16 protein-coding genes and 2 pseudogenes are annotated in these 18,384 nt (G+C 35.8%); 1 reads left to right on the top strand and 17 read right to left on the bottom strand.

The window, feature by feature from the left end; genetic code table 11:
• Positions 1 to 4 precede the first annotated feature (4 nt).
• A complete protein-coding gene (locus RV14_RS04645; protein ID WP_071855189.1) occupies positions 5 to 658 on the top strand; it encodes a DUF2238 domain-containing protein in 654 nt (217 codons plus the stop codon).
• A 310-nt stretch (positions 659 to 968) separates the two neighbouring features.
• On the opposite strand, the gene clpB is transcribed toward RV14_RS04645, so the two are convergent.
• The 17 genes and pseudogenes from clpB to polA all read right to left on the bottom strand — a co-directional run bounded on the left by clpB (position 969) and on the right by polA (position 18,250).
• Entirely contained in the window at positions 969 to 3,578 is a 2,610-nt protein-coding gene (clpB, locus tag RV14_RS04640) for an ATP-dependent chaperone ClpB (RefSeq protein WP_071855136.1), read from the bottom strand.
• 161 nt (positions 3,579 to 3,739) lie between these two features.
• A complete protein-coding gene (locus RV14_RS04635; protein WP_071855135.1) occupies positions 3,740 to 4,786 on the bottom strand; it encodes a lysylphosphatidylglycerol synthase transmembrane domain-containing protein in 1,047 nt (348 codons plus the stop codon).
• A 10-nt stretch (positions 4,787 to 4,796) separates the two neighbouring features.
• A complete protein-coding gene (locus tag RV14_RS04630; RefSeq protein WP_071855134.1) occupies positions 4,797 to 5,069 on the bottom strand; it encodes a DUF1294 domain-containing protein in 273 nt (90 codons plus the stop codon).
• A gap of 14 nt (positions 5,070 to 5,083) precedes the next feature.
• Complete coding sequence (locus RV14_RS04625) at positions 5,084 to 5,989, bottom strand: diacylglycerol/lipid kinase family protein (RefSeq protein WP_071855133.1); 906 nt, start codon at positions 5,987 to 5,989, stop codon at positions 5,084 to 5,086.
• Between the two features lie 124 nt (positions 5,990 to 6,113).
• Positions 6,114 to 7,346: a peptidase T gene (pepT, locus tag RV14_RS04620; protein ID WP_071855132.1), complete on the bottom strand. Its 1,233-nt coding sequence runs from the start codon at positions 7,344 to 7,346 to the stop codon at positions 6,114 to 6,116.
• Positions 7,247 to 7,623, bottom strand: a pseudogene (locus RV14_RS04615) (transposase); the annotation flags it as partial. The gene pepT and the pseudogene RV14_RS04615, both read right to left, overlap by 100 nt.
• Positions 7,624 to 7,789: 166 nt before the next feature.
• A pseudogene (locus tag RV14_RS11865) lies at positions 7,790 to 7,962 on the bottom strand (transposase); the annotation flags it as partial.
• Positions 7,943 to 9,064 (bottom strand): Nif3-like dinuclear metal center hexameric protein, encoded by a 1,122-nt coding sequence (locus tag RV14_RS04605; RefSeq protein ID WP_071855131.1) that lies wholly within the window; start codon positions 9,062 to 9,064, stop codon positions 7,943 to 7,945. The pseudogene RV14_RS11865 and the gene RV14_RS04605, both read right to left, overlap by 20 nt.
• On the bottom strand, positions 9,064 to 9,762 hold the full coding sequence (locus RV14_RS04600) for a tRNA (adenine(22)-N(1))-methyltransferase (protein ID WP_071855130.1): 699 nt from the start codon (positions 9,760 to 9,762) through the stop codon (positions 9,064 to 9,066). Before RV14_RS04600 ends, RV14_RS04605 begins: the two co-directional genes overlap by 1 nt.
• Positions 9,763 to 9,851: 89 nt before the next feature.
• Positions 9,852 to 10,286 (bottom strand): LptM family lipoprotein, encoded by a 435-nt coding sequence (locus RV14_RS04595; protein WP_071855129.1) that lies wholly within the window; start codon positions 10,284 to 10,286, stop codon positions 9,852 to 9,854.
• Positions 10,287 to 10,539: 253 nt separating this feature from the next.
• A complete protein-coding gene (gene dnaI, locus RV14_RS04590; protein WP_071855128.1) occupies positions 10,540 to 11,466 on the bottom strand; it encodes a primosomal protein DnaI in 927 nt (308 codons plus the stop codon).
• On the bottom strand, positions 11,466 to 12,848 hold the full coding sequence (locus RV14_RS04585; protein WP_071855127.1) for a replication initiation and membrane attachment family protein: 1,383 nt from the start codon (positions 12,846 to 12,848) through the stop codon (positions 11,466 to 11,468). The genes dnaI and RV14_RS04585 overlap by 1 nt, the downstream gene beginning before the upstream one ends.
• Positions 12,849 to 12,881: 33 nt before the next feature.
• Positions 12,882 to 13,355, bottom strand: coding sequence for a transcriptional regulator NrdR (gene nrdR / locus RV14_RS04580; RefSeq protein ID WP_071855126.1), 474 nt, complete (start codon positions 13,353 to 13,355; stop codon positions 12,882 to 12,884).
• A gap of 384 nt (positions 13,356 to 13,739) precedes the next feature.
• On the bottom strand, positions 13,740 to 14,072 hold the full coding sequence (locus tag RV14_RS04575) for a CsbD family protein (protein WP_071855125.1): 333 nt from the start codon (positions 14,070 to 14,072) through the stop codon (positions 13,740 to 13,742).
• A 52-nt stretch (positions 14,073 to 14,124) separates the two neighbouring features.
• On the bottom strand, positions 14,125 to 14,754 hold the full coding sequence (gene coaE, locus RV14_RS04570; protein ID WP_071855124.1) for a dephospho-CoA kinase: 630 nt from the start codon (positions 14,752 to 14,754) through the stop codon (positions 14,125 to 14,127).
• On the bottom strand, positions 14,718 to 15,554 hold the full coding sequence (mutM, locus tag RV14_RS04565; RefSeq protein ID WP_071855123.1) for a DNA-formamidopyrimidine glycosylase: 837 nt from the start codon (positions 15,552 to 15,554) through the stop codon (positions 14,718 to 14,720). Before mutM ends, coaE begins: the two co-directional genes overlap by 37 nt.
• A gap of 50 nt (positions 15,555 to 15,604) precedes the next feature.
• Positions 15,605 to 18,250 (bottom strand): DNA polymerase I, encoded by a 2,646-nt coding sequence (gene polA / locus RV14_RS04560; RefSeq protein ID WP_071855122.1) that lies wholly within the window; start codon positions 18,248 to 18,250, stop codon positions 15,605 to 15,607.
• Between the last annotated feature and the right edge of the window lie 134 nt (positions 18,251 to 18,384).

Below are 18,384 nucleotides of genomic sequence, written 5' to 3'. Positions count from 1 at the left end.
CACAATGAAAAAAATACAGACAGCATTGCTTTTTTTTGGCGCTTTGGTGGTTTGCTATAATCTTTATGAATTTTTCTTAAAAAAATACTCAACGAAGCAAGGAATCACTTTTATCATTGAATCTTCTGCGGGCATTTTATTAATTTTTCTTCCACAAATCGTAAAGAAATTAACTAAATTGTGCATACCCGATGCAATCGTTTTATTTTACTGGTTTTTTTTGTTCATTTCAGTCTTTTTAGGAACCGGGATGCATTTGATTAGTATCGTTTCTTTTTGGGATAAAATATTACATGCAGTAAGCCCCATGGTTTTAACTGCACTAGGATATGGTTTGATTGGTTTATTACTAAAAGAAGCGCCTATTTCCAAAACTAGTCCGTGGCTGTTTTTATTATTTGGCTTTGCTTTTGCAGGAGTATGTGGTGTATTTTGGGAATTTTGGGAGTTTTTATGTGACCAATTTTTGGGAATGAACCTCCAACGTTTTGCCTCTTCTAACGGCACCGTATTTGTTGGTCGTGCAGCGTTGATGGATACAATGGGGGACTTATTGACTAATACAATCGGAGCATTACTTATGGGGATTTTTACTTGGTTGCAAGGAAAAAATAATCCCAACTATTTTGAAAATTACCGATTAAAAATATTGAAATAAAAGCTAGCAATTTATGTAGAAAATAGAAAAAACCTAAATCATGAAACACGCTTCTAAAAAGTTAACTTTTTAGAAGCGTGCTATTTTTATGATAAAAGCTTCAACTAAAAACGAAAGTCTTGTTTAAAGATAAAAAATCGTATCAGAAATACAGATGAAAATAGACAGCCCATTTAACGAAATCCTTAGCTGTTTAACCATAAATTTTATAAAAAGGAGGGAATTTCTCTACGCCATAAAAGCCTAACCTTTTAAAGGCATTTTTACCTTTTATTCCTCATTATTCCAAGAATAGTTACATTTCTATTTTTTATGCCAGTTCTTCTAATTCTTCTGTCTTAAATTGAAGTGTATGACCCAGTAATGTAATCATGACTTTTGATTTTGGTAAAACACGTCCTGCCACAATTTCTTTGGCTAACGGCGTTTCTACTTCTTTTGTAATGAAACGTTTCAACGGACGAGCACCATAAGCAGGTTCATAAGCATTTTCTGCAATCCATGTCCGCGCTTCTTCACTGATAGTTAAGATAATTTCTTGATTTTCTAACCGTTTTGCTAATTGAGCAACCATTTTATCAACGATTCCTTTCACATTTTCAAGACTTAACGGTGTGAACAAAATTGTATCATCAATTCGATTCAAAAATTCCGGCTTGAAATGCCCGCGAAGAAGCGTTCGAACTTGCTCTTCTACTTCTTCAGGAATGGTGCCATCTGCTGAAACACCTTCTAATAATAACTGAGAACCGATGTTACTTGTCATAATAAGGACTGTGTTTTTAAAGTCAACGACTCGTCCTTTAGAATCTGTCAAACGGCCATCATCCAAAACTTGTAATAAAATATTAAAAACATCTGGATGGGCTTTTTCAATTTCATCAAGTAAGACAATTGTATAAGGATTTCTGCGCACAGCTTCCGTCAATTGACCGCCTTCTTCATAGCCAACATAGCCGGGAGGCGCTCCAACTAAACGTGACACTGCATGCTTTTCCATGTATTCACTCATATCAATGCGCACCATATGATCTTCAGAATCAAATAAGTTCTCAGCTAATGCCTTTGCTAATTCAGTTTTTCCTACACCAGTCGGTCCTAAGAATAAAAAAGAACCTAAGGGACGATTAGGATCTTGCAAGCCTGCCCGAGAACGAATCACCGCATCACTTACAGCATCCACTGCTTCGTCTTGACCAATTACTCGTTTGTGCAGCGTTTCATTGAGTTTGATTAATTTTTCACGCTCTCCTTCGACTAATTTTGTGACGGGAATACCCGTTAACCGACCAACAACTTGGGCGATTTCATTTTCCGTAACGGATTCTTGCACCATCTTGATGTCGCTATCTTTGGTTTTTGCCTCTAATTCCTTTAATTCTTTTTCTAATTGAGGAATCGTACCATGACGTAACACTGCTGCACGTTCTAAGTCATAATTATTCTCTGCATCTTCTAATTCATGTTTGGCTTTGTCGATTTCTGCTCGTTTTGCAGAAACAGTATTCACTTCTTCTTTTTCTGTTTCCCATTGCATTTTCATTGAATTAGCTTCTTCTCGAAGATCTGCTAATTCTTCTTGTAAATTTTTTAACCGTTTTTTACTGGCATCATCTGATTCTTTTTTCAATGCGGCTTCTTCAATTTCTAACTGCATCAATCGACGTGTCACTTGGTCTAGCTCTGTCGGCATTGAATTCATTTCCACGCGAATCGTCGCACTTGCTTCATCAATCAAATCAATGGCTTTATCCGGTAAAAAACGATCCGTAATATAACGATCAGATAAGGTCGCCGCCGCTACTAACGCGTTGTCATGGATGTTTACTCCATGATGAATTTCAAACCGTTCTTTTAATCCTCGTAAAATACTAATAGTGTCTTCTACTGTAGGTTCTTTTACTAAAACTTTTTGAAAACGCCGTTCTAGTGCTTTGTCTTTTTCCATGTATTGACGGTATTCATCTAAAGTAGTCGCACCAATTAAATGGAGTTCACCACGAGCTAGCATCGGTTTTAACAAATTGCCAGCATCCATACTTCCTTCTGTTTTACCTGCACCGACAATATTATGAATTTCATCAATAAATAAAAGAATTCGACCATCACTTTTTTTCACTTCTTTTAAAACTGCTTTTAAGCGTTCCTCAAATTCGCCGCGAAATTTTGCTCCGGCAATCAATGCCCCCATGTCTAAAGAAAAAATAGTTTTATCTTTTAAGTTTTCTGGAACATCTTTTCGTACAATTCGTTGCGCTAATCCTTCCACAATAGCCGTCTTTCCTACACCGGGTTCACCGATTAGAACTGGATTATTTTTCGTTTTACGTGAAAGGATACGAATAACATCTCTGATTTCTTCGTCTCGCCCAATGATAGGATCCATCTTTCCACTTCGGACTTGTTGCACAAGATCTACGCCATATTTTTCTAACGCTTTGTATTGTTCTTCTTGATTTTTAGATGTCACTTTTTCTCCTCCTCTCAATTCTTCAATATTTCTGCGTAATTCTTTTTCTGATAATCCCTGTTTATTTAAATAAACCGTTAATGGATGATGTTTTAGTTTCATTAATGCAAGAATCACGACTTCAGTAGAAAGAAATTCATCTTCAAAGCTTTCTCTTAACTGATCTGCTTCATTTAATAAGCGAAACAAATTTTGACTTAAATTTTGACCATACTGTACATGATCTCCTGAAACAGTCGGATATTCCTCTAATAGACGATTATCTTCTTTTTCCAACTCTTCCACATTTATTCCCGCATCCGTATAAAGATTGCGACCAAAGTGATTTGGTTGTAAAAAGATTTTCCACAAATGGGAAATGTCAATTTCTTGATGTTTTCTTGTAACAGCAATTTGCTGTGCTTCGGCAATTGCTTCTTGGAGTGTTGTCGTCATTTTTTCAATATTCATCTAACTTGCCTCCCGAATGAAGAGTTTTAATGGTACTCACCATTTTTTTCACTATTTATTATAACTCTTTGGTCAGTTTTGGTCAAAAGATAACACTTGTCAGTTAATTAAAAAGAAAAAAACAGCAAAAGGAATGTATTTTTTCGCTTTTGCTGTCAGATTTATTGCTTAAGCTGCTGTTTTTGCCGTTTTACATCGCTAATTTCCTGTTTGATTATTTTGCGCCGATCTGCTAGAACATAAAAAAATCCATAAATAAATGGTAAAATAAATGAACTGAAACGATAAAGTAACAAAGAAGAAACCGCATCTACTGTTCCAACAAGCGGTTTGAACAATAATAAGTAGATGAATTCAAAAGAACCGATTCCTGCTGGCGTAGGTACAACGCCTGATAATACAACTGCAAAGCTAACAAATGAAAAAGTTAATAAAAAGTCAAGATTTGAATGATTTTCAACTAAAAAAATATAAGGCAAGACATACCAAAAAATCAGTTTAACCATGTTCCAAAAATAAATACGCAGTAACGCTGTTTGATCATTAACAATTGCCTGCACTGTTTCTCTGAGGGAATAGATTTGTGTATTGCATGCATCAACCCAGTTTCTTGCTCGCTTACTTTTCAACCATTTGTGTGAAATACTCACAAAGAAAACTTGAATGCTAAGACTGCTTGAAATGAGTAATAAAAAAACAACAATCACACCAGTTAAAATAACTCCAGCAAGAATAAACCCAATCATCGTAGGTCCTTTTGAATAAAATAGTGAAAATTGGAGCATTAAGCCGATTATTGCATAAGTCATAACTGCTAATTTATACATAATCATATGCAAAGTCGTGACACCAGCGCCTTGAGAATACTTCATTCCTTTTTTATTGTAGAAATAAACTTCTGAAAATAACGTACCTGTCCCAAAAGAAACAATTCGGTAAAAAGCAACATAACAAGATGTCCAAAAACCATCAATAGTTGAAAAAGTTGGCGTAAATGGGCGCGCTATTTCTTTAATCGAACGACCTTCTATCAACTGATAGAAAGTTCCTAAAAGAAGAGCTGCCAAAAAAGTAAATAAACTAGTTGACAAAATTTGAGTAAAAATTTCAGCAAATGATTGATTAATTAAATAATAAATAATACCAAAAATCCCTAGTACTAAAACTAAATTTAATACAATTTTTGTTTTTATTTTCTTTGCTGACATTGATTCCTCCTTAATGAAAAAAATAAATTAAAATCAAATCAATAACGACTCCTGTCGTAAATCCAATTGTAAATTTCTTTTTTCTTGTTTTGTGATGAAATACCTCACGCGAGATCAATCCGCCAGCTCCTCCACCTAATAAGCTAACGAAAATCAAGTTATTTTCTGGCACTCGCCAACTTCCTTTTTTTGCTTGATATTTGTCGTACCCCATCAAACAAAATAAATACAAATTTACAAGTACTAAATAAAACCACAGTGGGTTGTGTACTACCGCATCCATTTATTTTTTCACCTCTAGCTATCTTTTTCTTTAGGCGCAAAGACTGATAACCCTTTGGGAATCACTGCTAACTTAATAGGCAAATCATCTGTAGCATCGCCATCTGTACGCGTACCAACTTTCTTTTCCCTTGCTTGAACATGAATTTGACTTGCCGTCAAATAAGTAATTCCCGGCACAGAATAAATTTTTCCTTTCATCAATCGTGGTAGATAAAAGCCAAAACGAAAAATATCAAGAGAAGGAATAATCGTTACGTGAAACATGCCATCATCTGGCGAAGCTGAATCATCAAAATTAGTATAACCACCAACAGAATTTGACATAGTCACTGTTAACAATTGCGCTTTCCCCCGCCACCGTTCTTTTTCAGTTTTGATGTCCAAATGGTAGTGTCGATTTTTTAATAATAGCTGTAAAAATCGTTTGACAAAAATCCATGAACCATATCGTTGTTTTTCTTTTTGACTAATCCAAACAGCCGTATCTGCTAAAATCCCAATGGTTAATGTAGAAATCATTACTTCATCGTTAACTTTTCCATAATCAATTTTACGTACATGTCCTTCTAAAATAATTTTAGCAGCATCTTCTTTTTCTAACGGGATTTCAAGTACACGTGCTAAGTTATTGACCGTGCCTCCCGGTAATAAGCCTACTTGATATCGATCAAGCTTTTTTTGAAATGCCTGTACAATATGGTGAATCGTTCCATCACCACCAATAATGATCAAGGTATCTGCTTGAAAGTCTTCTGCTTTTTTAACTAAAGTTTTATGTTTAACTGACGGGCCAGTCTCTGTCAAATGCACCGTTAGCTTGGGGCGCTTTTCTTTGATATACTCCTTAAACCAATTAGCTAACTTTTTTCCTTTATCTTGTCCAGAACTCTGATTATAAAAAACCAGTAACGTTTTCATTCTTTTTCCCCTATATAACACAAAAGCCAAGGGGTTAGACGTGTTGTCCCTATCGGATCACGTCTTCCCCCCTAATGTAAAAGACAGAAACATACAATAAACGAATCTATCCCACCTAATAATTTTAACTGTTTGTATTTAATTCTGCAATTTTTACGATGACGTCCACTGCTTTTTCCATCACTTGAAGAGAAACAAACTCAAATCTTCCGTGCATGTTTTCTCCGCCAGCAAACAAATTAGGTGTAGGAATACCTAAATAAGAGATTTTTGAGCCATCCGTTCCGCCGCGAACAGGTTCAATAACTGGCTCAATTGCTAACTCCATCATTGCTTGTTTTGCTAGTTCGACAATACTCATATCTTTTTCAATCACTTCACGCATATTGTAGTACTGATCATACATAGTAACTTTTACACGAGGGTGATCGAAACGGCGATTCAAATTTTCTTGAATCTCCATAATCTTTGCTTTTCGTGCCGCAAATTTTTCACGGTCATGATCGCGAATAATATAACTCATTGTTGCTTCTTCTGGGTTGCCGTTTAAAACCAGTAAATGGAAGAATCCTTCATACCCTTCTGTTTTTTCTGGTACTTCATCCGCTGGTAATTGGTTGTGAAAATCAATTGCCAATTGTAGCGCATTAATCATCGTATCTTTAGCCGTACCGGGATGCACGTTTTTTCCTTGAATTGAAATCGTTGCTTGTGCAGCACTAAAGGTTTCATATTGTAATTCTCCTAAAGGACCGCCATCCACGGTATAAGCAAAGTCGACATTAAATTGCTCCACATCAAATTTATCCGCACCGACACCGATTTCCTCATCCGGACCAAACGCTACCTTAATTTCACCATGAGGAATCATTGGATTTTTTATCAAAATTTCCATAGCCGTCATAATTTCAGCAATTCCAGCTTTATCATCTGCGCCTAACAAAGTACTTCCATCCGTTGTAATCAGCGTATGGTCCTTGTAATTTTTTAGATTAGGAAAATCCTTGATGTTTAATGTATACTGTTCATTACTATCCAAAATAATAGTCGATTCGCCATCATAATTTTCGATTATCTGAGGATTAACACCAACCGCATTAAAATCAGCAGTATCCATATGCGCAATAAAACCGATCGAACGAACCTTCTTTTCAGTATTACTTGGTAACGTTCCAATTACAAATCCATTTTTTTCATTATAAAAAACATCAGATAAGCCTAATTCTTCTAATTCTTTTTTCAATACGTGCGCAAAATCTACCTGTGTTTGAGTAGACGGGGTGGTTTGGCTCGTCTCATCAGAACGTGTTTCTGTTTTAACATAGCGTAAAAAACGCGGTAAAAGATTTTCGTACATTTATAACTCTCCTTGTATTGTAATTTAGTCACAAAACTAGACCAAGAAACAGTCGAAATACTTTTCGCTAGTTTATGATGACGCAACATACTTTTGTATTTAAGTCTTCAATACAAATAATATCGTGGTTTTTGATAATTTCTATACTCAACTTATTCAGGAAATCAGTACGTTGGTTCATTACTTTTTCATGCAAACGTAATATTTTTCGTTTTTGCTTTTGGTAATTCTTCGTTTCAAAAAGATCTATGCCTTTCTTTTTAGCTAACAACACACGACTTCTCTAGATTGAGTTGTGCATTCACCAAGGCAAGACAATCCACTTCTTTCAAAAATGGAAAATCTTGCCTGCATTTTGCAAGCGTTGGGAACCTCATTTTTTAGTTGTCAAAAGACAAAAATTTTTAGACCAAAATATGAACATGATCTTTATCATGATTTCACTCAACTAAAGTAATAGGATATGATTCTGAAATTCTTTCAAAAGTAGCTTTAGCAAATTCAGATATTTCATCACCCATTACTTGTCTACGATATTTAGTTACCAGTAATTGATGATAATAAGTAGAAACACTGAATGATTATTAGTATCTAATTCATTGAAATTGAAAAGGATTGGTATTCGTTTCAGACACAAAGAAATCAAGCGACCAACCTTCTTCTTGTTTCCATGTTTCAAATTTTTCAACAAATTTTTCTTTACACAATGATTCAATGTAATGTCCCGGATCAATAGCAATCAATCCTGCACTTTGCATATCTTGTGCGGTATGATAATCAATATCTCCAGTAATGTAGACATCGGCTTTTTGTGCCAAAGCGTAAGGATAAAATTTTTCACCACTACCACCGCATATCGCTACTCTTTTAACCACGAGATTGTCAGAATCAGGACAAACAACACGAAGTCCATCTAACTGAAATGCTTCTTTTACAATTTTCAAAAATATTTCTAACGGCATTGCTTCTGAGAGTTCTCCAATTCTACCGATTCCCCACGTTTGAACTGGTTGATTAAGAGAAAACAAATCAAAAGCAACTTCTTCATAAGGATGCACACGATCCATCGCTTCAAGTACTTGTTTTTCAAGTTTTTCAGGAAAAATCACTTCTACTTTTGCTTCTTCAACTTGCGTCAATTGTCCTTTTTTACCAATAGCAGGTTCTGCCTGTTTAATGGGACGAAAGCGCCCTTCTCCCATACTGGTAAAGCTTGTGCAATCATAATTTCCTTGAATTCCTGCACCAGCTTCTGCTAATGCCGTTCGTAATGTTTCAGCAGCTTGAGTCGGTACGTATACTGCCAATTTTTTATAATAATGTTCGTGTGTTTTTAACAAATAATTTTCAACTTTAATCGCTAATTTTTCGCAGAACCAATCATTTAATCCATCTTCAACAATATCCATGTTAGTATGCGCTGCATATACTGCAATCTCATGTTTTAATAGCTCTGTATACATTTTTTCTTGCGGAGTATCCGTTGTCAATCGTTTAACCGGATGAAAGATAGGGGGATGTTTTGCAATCAGTAAGTCAATTTTTTTTTCAATGGCTTCTTGAACAACTTCTGGTCGAACATCCAAAGTCATCATCACTCGTTGAATAGGTTTATTCAAGGTACCAACGTGTAATCCGACTGGATCTCCTTTTTCGGCAAGCCATTGCGGACAATATTCTTCAAATTTACGAATAAATACTTTGCCGTTTACTGCCACTAGCCTAATACCTCCTTAATTAATTGAAGCTCTTTTTTGATTGCTTCGATTCGCTTTTGCTGGTTAACCGCTTTGGTTAATTGATTTAAAATAACTTGTCGCTGTTTTTTTTCTCTTTGCCATTTTCTTTTAAAAATTTCTGATTTTTCCTTTAATAAAATAGGACCAAACATTCTTTCTTTTTCATCATACATAGGAATTTTTTTAGTCTTTTCTGCCACAATCACTTCATAAATTTTTTTCTTTTCTTCTAAAATATTCTCCGCAACAATCTGATATTCATTGTCTTGCAACCATTTTCTTAAAGTTTGTTCACCAATATTGGGTTGGAGAATCAAACGTTCACTCCCTATTAAATGCTTCTTTTGTTTTCCAGCTTCCAAAATATCGCAAATCAGTGAGCCGCCCATACCTGCTATTGTAATAGCATTGATTTGATCTGTAGTTTTTATTGCCTCTAAGCCATTTGCAAGTCGCACAATGATCCGTTTGTCTAGACCATTTTTTTGCACTTGTTTTTTTGCCGATTCATAAGGTCCTCTCACAACTTCACCAGCCACTGCAAATTCGATTTTCCCGTTGAGCATTAACGAAACAGGCAAGTAAGCATGATCAGAGCCAATATCTGCTAAAAACGCACCGGGTGGAACAAATTTTCCCACCGTCGCTAGACGCTTCGATAAATCTAAGTGGTTCATACCTTCACTCCTTCCACGTATTATAACATTTTTCTGATAAATGAAGGAGACTTGAAAAGAAAAAAACTTCAAATCTCCTTGCTTCTATATTATTTAACAACGACAACTTTAATAATCGAGTTTCCGGGAATCTGAGGTGGAATAGACGCAGTCATCATTCCATTTCCTGCTAAGACAAATTTAATAGTTTCCCCTTTATAATACGCTTCTTTTCCTCCATCTAATTGGTCGACCGAAACATTTAATATCACCCCATCACTAGCAAAAGAGGTACCAATATTTTCCGGATCTCTGATTTCTTTTATATCAACTACTTTAACTTGAAGTGTCGTGTCAGTCGTTTCGGCGATACTTTCAATACAACCTTTAAAAACACTTTGTTCTTCTGTTGAAGAATTACTTGTTTTTTTGGTTATCTCCGCACTAATTGAATCAATCGACTCAAGACTTTCGTCTTTACTGCCACAACCCGTCAATGAAAAAAGCACACCCGTCATAATCAAACAAGAAAAAATTACGTTCATTCATCTATCCCCCAACTACTTTTTTCTGCTACTCGTTCACCTGAGTATAACGCCTATGTTCTAATTGCTAACCATCTTACCTGTTTCAATCAAACGACTCATTAAAATTAAGTATTCTAAATTTGTGACAACAATCTTCTAAGGCAGTCATCATCCTAAAGAAACATGCTAGTATCTAATTGACCCTTCTTTTTCCTTCCTATCGCACTGGGTATCTTCTACCAAATTTTCTTAAAGATAAACGGACGCTTCACTAACCATTTCTTCGATTGCGACCAGTCATTTCCATTTCTTTTGTCAAATAGCGGATTCTTTCCATAATCCTTTTTGCTTTTAATGGTTCTTCATCCCCCCGTTGAGTGACAGATAAATGCTGCTCTAACTCTTCCATCGTAAAATTTGAGGAGAAAAATGTCGGCAACTGCTCTTGCATTCGGTACTGCAAGATGACACCAAACACTTCATCTCTGATCCAGCTACTCATAGCGTCTGCACCAATGTCATCCATCATCAAAACAGGCGCACGTTTAACCGCATCTAATTTTTCTGCTACTTGATCCTTACCAATCGCTTGTTTCATTTCCACTGCAAAAGTTGGAAAGTGAACCAAGGTCGTAGTAAATCCTTTTTCTGCTAATTCTCTTGCTGTTGCTCCTAAAAGATACGTTTTACCTACACCAAAGCTGCCCACTAAATAAAGTCCTTTGTGGTACGCTTTTGGATCAGCACTATATTGCTCAACAAAATTTAGCGCTTCAAAACTCGCAGTATTTCGACCATCCGTTCGTTCAAAGTTTTTAAATGAAGCATCTTGGATATCTTTTGGCATGTCAACTGATTTCATTCGATTTCTGATTTCTTCTTGCCTTTTTTTCGCTAATAAAGCTTCAGTCGGCACGTACGTTACATCCACATAATGAAAATTCAAAGTCAACTTAGGTTCATAACCGGGGGCAATCATCGTTGGATCATTTTGTTGATATTTCCGTTTTTCTTGGACAAATTCATATAATTTTGCATAACTTTTTTCGATATCAGCTTGAGTTAATTCTGCTTTATGACCATCCAAAAATTTTTGGACGTCCGAATCATTTAAGACGTCTTCGATCATTTCTGCAAATTTTTGCTGGTAATTTCGTCTACTAATGATTTTTTTTAATTCTTTACCTACATCTTCCACTACTTATCCCCCTCCTTTTTCGCAAAATATTCTTTGAATCGGCGCTCAATTTCCGCTTTTTTCTCACTACTGATTTTTTTCGCTTCTTTTGGCTGGTTAACCCAGTCAGGCAATTTTTCACGACGAACCTTTCGTTGATTTGGTGAATAGGATGGTTGTGATTTTTTAGTCGTTTGAGCTGCTTTACTGATCTTTCGTATATGTTCGACCGCTTCTTCTGGTGTCGCTATTTTTTTTTGAGCCCATTCATTGGCAATCGTATTGACATAACTTGCAGTTAAACTTGAACGTCCTTTAATCACAAGAACATAATTGATTAAAACATTGACCACACTGCTAGAAAGTCCAGATTGGGCGACCAAGTCTTGTAACAGCCAAGTTTCTTGTTTAGAAATATAGCCGCCTTTTTCTTGTTTTAGCGCTTTTAAGTATTTCATAGGTGGGATACTTTTTACCTCTGTAACCAATTGCAAGGCGGCACTTGTAAGAGTCGTTACCGTTTTTTCCGCTTTATTTTTATTTCTAGAAAGAGCAGATTCTTTTTCAACGACCGTATTTTTTTGATACTGCTGATTCGCTAATACCAAGCGTTGCAATTCTTTCAACGACACTTCTTGCAAAGTAAAATCATACGCCTGAACGATCCATTCTCCTAGCGTTAGCTCGTCAAATCCGTAAAGAAGATGATACATCATCACTTGTTCCTTCAAAGCAAGGCTAAGAGAGGAAATATGTTTTCTTGTAAGCCAGTCTGTTAAAAATGACCAGTCAAAGGATGATGGTCCTTCTTTCTTTAATAAGGATGATGGTGGTGAAACCGCAAACGACTGTTGAACTTTTTCAATTTTGTTTTGATTTGCAGCATACGTTTCTTCACTAAAACGATACACCTCTAAAAATTTTTTTGTTACTTTTTGATAATCGTTCGTTAAAAAACGTTTTGGCTTAAATAGTTGAATTAATTGATCGAACCGTCTTTGACCAGTTTTTTCTAATAATAAAAAAGAAAGCACATTGTCTTTAAAAAATGCAAAGGGGTCCAGCGGTTCTAATAACTCATAAATAAAGCAAGAACCTAAACTAGGATCTTCTTTGAAGAAAACCTCTAAAAGTCCGATTCCCTCTAATTTTTTACGTACTTCATAAAATTTCGGTAGTCCGCAATTCAAGCTACTTAAAAGATCTGCGTGTAGTCCTTCAGGTCCTTCTCCACTTTCTAAAGAAATTTCTGATAAAAGTGTAAAATACAAACTCAAAGCTTCACCACCGATTAATGGTTGATAAAGATACAGCAATGATGATTTTCCTTCTTCTTTAAGAGGATAGCTTTTTCTTCCTTGGTATATATTTTTAGGTTGAAGCTCTTTCCATGCACTGTCCAAGGAAATTGGCCTCCTTTACTTGTTGGTTCTGATTTATTCTTTCTTATTTTCTTTTGCCTTCTCAACAATATCTTGTAGTTCTTTTAAGAAAACCGACATATCTTTAAATTGTCGATACACGCTAGCAAAACGAATATAGGCGATCTCGTCAAGATCCACTAAATCTTCCATGACATATTCCCCAATTAAGATCGTGGATACCTCATTTTCACCAAGGCTTCTCACTCGGTTTTCTACATGGTTCACAATTTGTTCCATTTGTTCCATAGCCACAGGTCTTTTTTCTGCCGAGCGAATCAACCCTCTTAAAATTTTGTCGCGGTTAAATTCTTCTCGTTCACCATTTTTTTTGATTACTAATAAAGGGGCTGCTTCAATTCTTTCAAAGGTTGTAAAACGAAAAGAACAGTTTTCACATTCTCTTCGTCTGCGGATCGCACGTCCATCATCGGCTTGACGGCTATCGATCACACGGGAATTATTGTGTTGACATCTAGGACATCTCATTTTTTCACCTCTTCATATCGTGGGTTTATCAATTAACTATTTATGTATCATGGCTTAAATATAGGAGCTAGCCGTTCATATTTAGTTAATAATCTGTATATATTAATAATTATGCAAAAAACAATTCTTTTTATTCTCAGTTGCTTTTTTTGTAAAAAATCGCTTTATTTTGCAACTAGTTGTATTATAACATGAAACATTTCTTCCATGCGACTCTCCTGTATAAAAATCACATGTAGAAGATCAATTTTTTGCTGAAATCAACGGAAAATTAAAAAGTTGTCTATATAAATAAAAGATGGCAATCACTACAAAAAAGAACCAAACAGCAACGATTTAACAGTTAGTACAATCGTTACGTTTGATTCTTTTCCATCAAGACGATCAAATTTTTTCTTCAATTCCTGTGTAATGCTTCATTCGCTGCTCATCAATTTTTTGCTGTTTAGGAATGTGATCTGCTTCAGGAAGCGGTGCTTTTGTGTGAGCAGTCTTTTGCTTTTTTCGTTCTTTTGTCAAATCTTGTCGTCTGGCTTCTTTTTCTGCTTGTTGATCATCCAATTCTTTTATTCTAGTTTGACGACGTTCTTCATTTTCCTTAGCGACTGCGGATTGATCCCGTCCTTCTTCTGCTAGTTCTTCTTTATTTAAAATTTCCCCTAGTTTTTCTTTTGCAGAGCCTACTACTTTATCTTTTTGATTTTTTAAATGCCCCATAGCAATCCCCCTCTTTTCCTTATATTTAGCATAGCAAAGTCCTCAACTATACTCAAAGAAATCGATTGTTAAAGTCACTAAGCCAATTTTCAATTTGCGTTGTTAAATTTTCTACACTGCCAGTATTATCAAAAAGGAAATCTGCCCGTTCTTTTTTTCGTTCAATCGAAAGCTGACTGTGAATTCTTTTCTCTGCTTCTTCTAAGGATAATTGATTGCGCTTCATCAAACGCTGTAGCTGCGTGATTTCTGGAATATAGACAACCGCCACCGCAGTCATTTCTTCTTCGTAATGTCTTTCAAAAAGTAAAGGTAAATCCACAACAATTAGTGGAGCGTCTGCTTGCTGAATTTGTTTATTGACGGCTTGACGAATAAACGGATCTAAAAGCTGATCCAGTTTTTTTCGCTGTTTAGAAGAAGAAAAGATTATTTTCGCAAGTGCTGATCGATTAAGCGTGCCATTTTTATGCAGGATTCCTTCGCCAAAGGTTTGAGCTAAAGCGGTTAAGCCTTGTGAATTTGGTTCAACGACTTCTCGCGCGATCGTATCTCCATCAATCACTGGAATGTGATGCGTTCGAAAAACAGCAGCAGCTGTACTTTTTCCGGTAGCAATTCCTCCAGTCAATCCTAATACATAGCCTACTTTTCGATTCGTAGTCTTTGACAGTTTGGGCAATAGTGGGTCCCCCTTTGCGCAACTTTTATTTTAACAATAGGTGTATGGCAACGCACACACGGTTTGCCTGTTTGACCATACACATGTAAAGCTACTTGAAAATTTCCTGATTCTCCCAACGCATTCAAATAACTTCGGATAGTCGTTCCACCTGCTTCAATAGCTCGTGAAAGAACATCAATAATCGATTTTCTTAACCATTTTGCTTCTTTTAACTTTAACGTATTTGCTGGTTGTTCCGGATGAATCTTTGCTTCCCATAATACTTCATCTACGTAGATGTTTCCTAACCCCGTCACTAATTTTTGCTCTAATAATAACACTTTAATGGCTTTATGGGATTTTTTTAATCCTGAAATAAATGCCTCTAGTAAGAATTGATCAGGCACCGGTTCCGGTCCTAATTTCATAATTCCTTTATAAGAGGCACTTGTATCTTTTTCAACCAACACCATTCGCCCAAATTTACGGACATCGTGATACCGAAGCTGACTGCCATCTTCAAAGAAAAAAATCACGTGTGTATGCTTATCAATTGACGCATTTTTTTCAACAAATTTATATTTTCCTTCCATTCTTAAATGTGAGATTAAATCATAGTGATTTAAGTGAAAGATTAAAAATTTTCCTCTACGACTAATTGAAATAATTTCTTCACCAATAAGGGAAGCTTCAAAAATAGGTGTTTCTGGCTGTTCAATAATTTTAGGCCATCGAACTTGGATTTTTTGGATTTTTTTTCCAATTACTAACCGTAATAATCCTCTTCGTACAGTTTCTACTTCTGGTAATTCTGGCATATTTTCTCCTTCAAATTATTTGTTTTCATCTAATCAACTAGACAGGTATATTATTTGGCTTCGTACCACGTTTTTCCCCAACTGCTATCTGTAATTAACGGAACTTGTAAGGAAACCGCATGTTCCATTACTTCACTGACAAGTTTATCTAAGATCTCTAACTCTGTTTCGGGAACTTCAAAAACCAGTTCATCATGAACTTGTAGCAGCATGACTGCTTTAAGTTTTTCTTCCTTTAAACGTTTGTTTAACTCAATCATAGCAATTTTAAGAATGTCTGCTGCACTTCCTTGAATCGGCGTGTTGATCGCTGTTCTTTCTGCAAAAGAACGTACGTTGTAATTTCTAGAGTTAATATCCGGCAAATAACGACGACGATGATAAAGAGTTTCAACAAAGCCTTGGTCTTTTGCTTGGCGAACGATTCGTTCCATGTATTCTTTAACACCGGGATACTTTTCAAAATACGTATCAATGTATTGCTGCGCAGCTTTTCTAGTAATCCCTAAATTTTGTGATAATCCATAATCAGAAATGCCATAAACGATCCCGAAGTTGACTGCTTTGGCTTGGCGACGCATATTTGGTGTCACCTCTGCTGCTTGATCAATGCCAAAAACACGCATGGCAGTACTTGCATGGATATCTTGACCTTCAAGAAAAGCCTTTTTTAAATGTTCATCATTGGAGATATGCGCTAAAACACGCAATTCAATTTGTGAGTAATCGGAAGAATAAATCAACCAGTCTTTTTCTCTTGGTACGAACGCTTGTCGAATCTTTCGGCCTTCCTCCAATCGGATTGGAATATTTTGTAAGTTGGGATCCACTGAACTCAATCGTCCTGTTTGTGTTAAGGTTTGAAGATAGCGCGTATGAACTTTCCCATCTGCTTGAATGACTTTCAACAATCCCTCTACATAAGTAGATTGAATCTTAGCAATTTGACGATACGTTAAAATGTCTTCCACTATTGGCGCTTGTTCCCTTAACTGTTCTAAGACATCCACAGCAGTTGAATATCCCGTCTTAGTCTTCTTAATGACTGGCAAACCCATTTTTTCAAATAAAATTACACCTAATTGTTTAGGGGAATTTAAATTGAACGTTTCTCCTGCCTCTTGATAAATCTTTTGTTCAATTTCTTGCAAGCGTTCTGAAAATTCGATTTTCATTTCCTGTAAACGTGAAGCATCCACTTTGATTCCACTAATCTCCATTTCAGCTAATATGATTGAAAGCGGCAATTCCATTTCACGGAAAAGTTCCATTTGATTTTTTTCTTCCAATTCATCCCTTAACTTAGGAGTTAAAGCGTTGATCGCTAATACTTTTCTTGCAAGATGTGCAAAAAACACCTCTTCTTCTTCAGGTAATCCTTTTTTTGCCCCTTTTCCATAAACAGCTTCATCCGATTGTACTTCATGAAACCCATAATGAGCCGCAATACCTTCAATATCGGTGCTTTTCTCATTGGTATCAAGTAAATATGCACCAAGCAACACATCAAAATCAATTCCTTTTGTTTGAGCCGTGTAGCGATTTAACGCAACATATGTCCGTTTGGCATCATAAACTTTTTTCAAACGGGTTGGATCAGCTAACCACGAATAAAACGCTTCATTTTCAAAAATCGTCAGATCGTTAGTCACATAAATTTTCTCTTTTGTCCCCCAAGCAATCCCTACAATCTCTTCAGTATGATAGTTTTCTCCCATCATTTCTACATATAAAGCCATATCTGTAGAAAACATCTCTTCATGAAATTCATGGACAACTTCAAACAAAATATCTGCCATCTCTGCTTTTTCTTCAGCGATAGCTAATTTTGAAAGAAATTGCTTAAATTCCATTTCTTTGTAGAAAGGTACTAATTTTTTTAAATTTTTCCCTTTATATTTCAATGAATCAATGGAAACTTCTACAGGTGCATTTGTATAGATCGTTGCTAGTTTTTTAGATAAAAATGCCTGCTCTTTATCATTGACTAAATTTTCTTTCATTTTACTTGGTTTCATTTCCTCAATATGAGCATAAATTCCTTCCACAGATCCATACTGTTTCAATAATTTGATAGCTGTTTTTTCACCAATTTTCGTCACACCCGGGATATTATCTGAAGCATCTCCTGCTAAACCTTTAAGATCAATGATTTGCGTTGGTGCTAATCCATCGTATTTTTCAGCCACGTGTTCAGGCGTATAACTTTCAATGTCGCTTACACCTTTCACTGTAATATCGACTTTGATTTCATCACTTGCTAATTGAGTCAAATCGCGATCCCCCGATAAAACTACCACGTTGAACTCCTCTTTGTTAACTTTTTTAGCTAAAGTTCCAATAATATCATCTGCTTCATAATTAGGCAATTCATAATGTTGAACACCTAAGCCTGTCAGCAATTCACGAATATATGGCATTTGTTCTTTTAATTCACCCGGTGTTTTTGAACGCCCTCCCTTATATTGCGCATACATTTCTGTTCTAAAAGTAGTTTTCCCCGCATCAAATGCCACTAAGACATGGGTCGGCTGTTCTTTTTGGATTACGTTTTCAAACATAGTGTTAAAAGCATAAATTGCGTTCGTATGCAGCCCATTTCTATTTTTAAAGCGCTCAAGTGAATTGTGTAAAGCAAAAAATGCGCGAAACGCTACACTATTTCCATCTACAAGTAATAATTTATTTTTTGTCATTTGCTTCACTCCTTACAATAAAGTTCTTATCCATTCTAACAAAGAATACTTAGGAAAGCGAAAAGAAAAACAGAAAAATTGCTATTTATAAAACAAAAACAGAGCATGGAGTAAAAGGATACTTTACTTCACGC

The organism is Enterococcus ratti, from assembly GCF_001886195.1.
Taxonomy (GTDB): Bacteria; Bacillota; Bacilli; order Lactobacillales; family Enterococcaceae; genus Enterococcus_B; species Enterococcus_B ratti.
The sequence above is the reverse complement of the archived record's forward strand: the minus strand, read 5'-3'. Positions and strand labels throughout refer to the sequence as shown.